The organism is Ramlibacter sp., assembly GCF_035706265.1.
In the GTDB taxonomy this organism is placed as follows: Bacteria; Pseudomonadota; Gammaproteobacteria; order Burkholderiales; family Burkholderiaceae_C; genus Ramlibacter.
Genome location: NZ_DASSVG010000363.1, coordinates 1 through 3200, shown reverse-complemented (window position 1 = coordinate 3200; position 3200 = coordinate 1). Strand labels below are relative to the sequence as shown.

Below are 3200 nucleotides of genomic sequence, written 5' to 3'. Positions count from 1 at the left end.
CCCGCGCCGGTGATCCTGCCGCCTTCGCCGCTGCCTTCGCTGCAGGGCCCCTACCGGCCGCCGCAACGGCGCAGCCTGGCGGACATGGCCAACGAGCAGCTGCGCCGCGGCAAGCCGCGCGACCCGCTGGCCGAAGGCATGGAAGACGCGGCACGGCAGGACTGCCTGCGCGGCGACGGCCGCCAGGGCTCGGTGGGCGGACTGCTCAACGCGCCTTCGGTGATCGGCCGCGCGCTCTCGGGCAACTGTCCGAAGTAGCGGCGCTACTCCGGCTCCTGCACCGCTTGCGGCCGCTGCCCCTGCGCCTCCGGGCCGTAGATGCTCGGGTCGCAATAGATGGTGGCCAGCGGGTAGCGCACGCCCTGCAGGTAGTCCTCCAGGCAGCGCAGGACCAGCGGGCTGCGGTGGCGGTCCGCGGTGGCGCGCAGTTCCTCGGCCGTCATCCACAGGGTGCGCACGATGCCGTGGTCGAGCGCGCGCCCTTCGACGTGCTCGCCCAGCTCGCCGGTGAAGGCGAAGCGCAGGTAGGTGATGTCCTCGCCCGTGGTGGAGCGCTGGAAGCGCGAGATGTACACGCCCAGCAGCGCCGTGGGGCGGAAGTGCCAGGCCGTCTCCTCCAGCGCCTCGCGGGCGCAGCCCTCGGCCGGGGTCTCGCCCGGGTCCAGGTGGCCCGCGGCGTTGTTGATCTTCAACCCTTCGGAGGTCTCTTCCTCGATCATCAGGAAGCGGCCGTCCCGCTCGATCACTGCGGCCACGGTCACGCTCGGTCGCCAACGCTTGTTCATGACCGATTATCGATGGCTTGCGCCAGAATGCGGCCCATGCTGCCTCGCGTCGCCGCGCTGTCGCTCGCCCTGCCGTCCCTGGCGGCCTGGGCGCAGGGAAACCTGCCCGCCATCCAGGCGCCACCCGCCGCGGCCAACCCCTACGGGCTGGGCTCGCTCTGGGCCCAGGGCGACATCGTCTCGCGGGCGACGATCGTGATCCTCGCGATCATGTCGCTGGCCAGCTGGTACGTGCTGATCGCCAAGCTGCTGGCGCAGCGCCGCCTGGGCGGCCACGGACGCGCGGCCAATGCCCGCTTCTGGAAGGCCGACACCGTGCGCCAGGGCGCGCAGGCGCTGCACCCCGGCAGCCCCTACCGCTTCATCGCCGAATCGGCGCTGGAGGCGACGCGCCGGCACGAGGGCCTGATCGGCAAGGTGGACCTCAACACCTGGGTGGCGCAGAGCATCGAGCGCGCCGTGGCCAGCGTCCACAGCCGCACGCAGGAAGGGCTGGCGGTGCTGGCCACGGTGGGATCGACGGCGCCCTTCGTCGGCCTGTTCGGCACCGTCTGGGGCATCTACAACGCGCTGGTGCGCATCGGCGCCTCGGGCACCGCCTCGATCGACCGGGTCGCGGGCCCGGTGGGCGAGGCCCTGATCATGACGGCCATCGGCCTCGCCGTCGCCGTGCCGGCGGTGCTGGGCTACAACTGGCTGGTCCGCCGCAACAAGGTGGCGATGGACACCGTGCGCGCCTTCGGCTCCGACCTGCACACCGTGCTGCTGGCCGGCGGCGAGAAGGGCGCCTGACATGGCGATCCGCTACGCCGACGCGCAGCCCGGCGAGGACGCGCTGATCGCACAGATCAACACCACGCCGCTGGTGGACGTGATGCTGGTGCTGCTGATCATCTTCCTGATCACGATCCCGGTGGTGAACAGCACCATCGCCGTCACGCTGCCGCGCGAGCAGAACCAGCGCGTCGACGCGCAGCAGGAGAACGTGATCATCACCGTCGACGCGCAGGGCACGACCTACTGGTTCGACACGCCGCTGCCGGACCGCGCCGCACTGGTGGAGCTGCTGCAGAAGATCGCGGCCATGCAGCCGCAGCCCGAGGTGCACATCCGCAGCGACGTGCGCGCCGAGTACGCGAGCGTGGGCCGCGTGGTGCTGGCCGCGCAGCAGGCCGGCGTGGCGCGCATCGGCTTCCTCACCGAACCGCCGGGGCGCTGATGCACATCCGCGCCGGCGCCGAGCCCGATCCCGATCCGCTGGTGGACATCAACACCACGCCGCTGGTGGACGTGCTGCTGGTGCTGCTCGTGATGCTGATCGTCACCATCCCGGTGCAGCTCAATGCGGTGTCGCTGGAGATGCCGGGGCGGCAGGCGCCGCGGCCAGCGGTCGAGCCGGCGATCGTGCAGCTGGAAGTCGATGCCGCCGGGCGCTTCGTCTGGAACGGCGAGCCGCTGGCGGACCGCGGCGCGCTGGAGGCGAAGCTGCGCGCGGCGGCGGCCGAGGCGAACCAGCCGGAGATCCACCTGCGGCCGCATCCGCGCGCCCGCTACGAGCCGGTGGCGGCCGCGCTCACCAGCGCGCAGCGGCTCGGGCTGCAGAAGATCGGGCTGGTGGGGACGGAGCAGTACGCCCAGTGAGCGCCGAAGACGTCGCCCAGCGCGTGCTGATGGCCGGCCTGGTGCCGCTGTGGATCCTCGCCGGGCTGGTGGACTGGGCCTGCCACCGGCGCACGCGCATCGAGCGCACCAGCGGCCTGCGGGAGAACGTCTTCCATTGGGTGTTGCTGGCCGAAGGTGGCGTCGCGCTGGTGGCGACCGCGCTGCTGCAGCCGGGGCCGGCGCTGCTGGCGATCGTGCTGGCCGCCTTTGCCGCCCACGAGCTGACCACGTACGTGGAGCTGCGCTACACGGCGCCCCGGCGCGAGATCCGCCCGTTCGAGCAGATGGTGCACAGCTTCATGGAGCTGCTGCCGCTGGGGTTGTTCGCGCTGCTCGCCGTGCTGGCCGCTGGCGAGCAGCCGACGCGGTGGCCGGCCGGCTATCTCTTCGTCGTGGGGATCGCGGTGCTGGTGCTGAACGTGCTGCCGCTGGCGGAGGAGAGTTGGAGATGCGCGCGGGCGCGCGGTGCAGGCGCTGGCCGGCTCCCGTAGGCTGGTGCTGACCGCGCGCGAAGCGCGCGGGAAGCCCAGCTTCGCTGCGCTCGCCGATCGCTGGGCTTTCGCTTCGCTCCAGCGCCAGCCTACCCGGGCCGCGCCGCAAGGCGTCTCGCGCTCCCGACCTCACGCTCAACGCTCAACGCCCAACGCCCAACGCCCAACGCCCAACGCCCAACGCCCAACGCCCAACGCCCAACGCCCAACGCCCAACGCCCAACGCCCAACGCCCAACGCCCAACGCCCAACGCTCACGTCT

5 protein-coding genes and 1 pseudogene are annotated in these 3200 nt (G+C 72.1%); 5 read left to right on the top strand and 1 reads right to left on the bottom strand.

Annotated features, from left to right (window positions below):
* Positions 1–258, top strand: a pseudogene (locus VFM98_RS13230) (hypothetical protein); the annotation flags it as partial.
* 5 nt (positions 259–263) lie between these two features.
* Here the strand turns inward: VFM98_RS13230 and VFM98_RS13225 are convergent.
* A complete protein-coding gene (locus VFM98_RS13225; protein WP_325110385.1) occupies positions 264–785 on the bottom strand; it encodes an NUDIX hydrolase in 522 nt (173 codons plus the stop codon).
* Between the two features lie 27 nt (positions 786–812).
* Here VFM98_RS13225 and VFM98_RS13220 point away from each other — a divergent pair, with 27 nt between their 5' ends.
* The 4 genes from VFM98_RS13220 to VFM98_RS13205 are packed head-to-tail and all read left to right on the top strand — an operon-like array spanning position 813 to position 2938.
* The gene (locus VFM98_RS13220) at positions 813–1577 is read left to right on the top strand and encodes a MotA/TolQ/ExbB proton channel family protein (RefSeq protein ID WP_325110384.1); all 765 of its coding nucleotides are present in this window, start codon (positions 813–815) and stop codon (positions 1575–1577) included.
* A 1-nt stretch (position 1578) separates the two neighbouring features.
* Positions 1579–2004 carry a biopolymer transporter ExbD gene (locus VFM98_RS13215; RefSeq protein WP_325110383.1) on the top strand — a complete coding sequence of 142 codons (426 nt, stop codon included), beginning with the start codon at positions 1579–1581 and terminating at the stop codon, positions 2002–2004.
* Entirely contained in the window at positions 2004–2426 is a 423-nt protein-coding gene (locus tag VFM98_RS13210) for an ExbD/TolR family protein (RefSeq protein WP_325110382.1), read from the top strand. Before VFM98_RS13215 ends, VFM98_RS13210 begins: the two co-directional genes overlap by 1 nt.
* On the top strand, positions 2423–2938 hold the full coding sequence (locus tag VFM98_RS13205; protein ID WP_325110381.1) for a hypothetical protein: 516 nt from the start codon (positions 2423–2425) through the stop codon (positions 2936–2938). The genes VFM98_RS13210 and VFM98_RS13205 overlap by 4 nt, the downstream gene beginning before the upstream one ends.
* The last annotated feature ends 262 nt before the right edge of the window (positions 2939–3200 follow it).

What these genes read in the sequence shown, in the direction of transcription:
- VFM98_RS13225 (WP_325110385.1), bottom strand. Translation starts at nt 785, where the DNA reads ATGAACAAGCGTTGGCGACCGAGCGTGACCGTGGCCGCAGTGATCGAG.
- VFM98_RS13220 (WP_325110384.1), top strand. Translation starts at nt 813, where the DNA reads ATGCGGCCCATGCTGCCTCGCGTCGCCGCGCTGTCGCTCGCCCTGCCG.
- VFM98_RS13215 (WP_325110383.1), top strand. Translation starts at nt 1,579, where the DNA reads ATGGCGATCCGCTACGCCGACGCGCAGCCCGGCGAGGACGCGCTGATC.
- VFM98_RS13210 (WP_325110382.1), top strand. Translation starts at nt 2,004, where the DNA reads ATGCACATCCGCGCCGGCGCCGAGCCCGATCCCGATCCGCTGGTGGAC.